The 489-nt window shown below is 34.2% G+C and carries 1 protein-coding gene; it reads left to right on the top strand.

Annotation, left to right across the window (positions count from 1 at the left end; translation table 11 throughout):
- Nucleotides 1-59: 59 nt before the first annotated feature.
- The gene (locus tag WFH18_RS17750) at nucleotides 60-212 is read left to right on the top strand and encodes a DUF2789 family protein (protein ID WP_442892503.1); all 153 of its coding nucleotides are present in this window, start codon (nucleotides 60-62) and stop codon (nucleotides 210-212) included.
- Nucleotides 213-489: the final 277 nt, after the last annotated feature.

Below are 489 nucleotides of genomic sequence, written 5' to 3' on the forward strand. Positions count from 1 at the left end.
AGATGAGTTTTACTATGACCAGCTACCACAACAAAATAAGGTAGCTTAACTAGAGCAGAATATCACTTATAAATAAGCTTTTAGTTGTTCAAACAAGTGGGACCACCTCTGCTCAACGTCATTTTTTAGAAGAAAAACTACACTCTGATGGTGAATGGACGACAGTGATTGATCAATTAAATGAGTCTTTACATGAAAATTCAGTAAAATAATTTTCCGTTAGTATTAAGGATCTACATTCTTCCCTGCATTGAATACAACTCATTCATACAGTAGTACTGTTTTGGAGATGGAATCTCTATTATATAAGTAGTAGATTCCTTACTCTGAAATTTGGATTATAAACCCTAATATTAAAAATAATCTTCTTTACCTTCTATCGGCTTTGTTGCACAAAGATTTGAAATGCAAAGCGCCCCTAATTGAGCCAAATTTAAGGCGTAACTTGGGTAAGTGGTCGACCTAATTCCGTAAATCTGTTAAGGACTG

It is taken from the genome of Acinetobacter sp. USHLN143, from assembly GCF_037145695.1.
GTDB classification, from domain to species: Bacteria; Pseudomonadota; Gammaproteobacteria; order Pseudomonadales; family Moraxellaceae; genus Acinetobacter; species Acinetobacter fasciculus.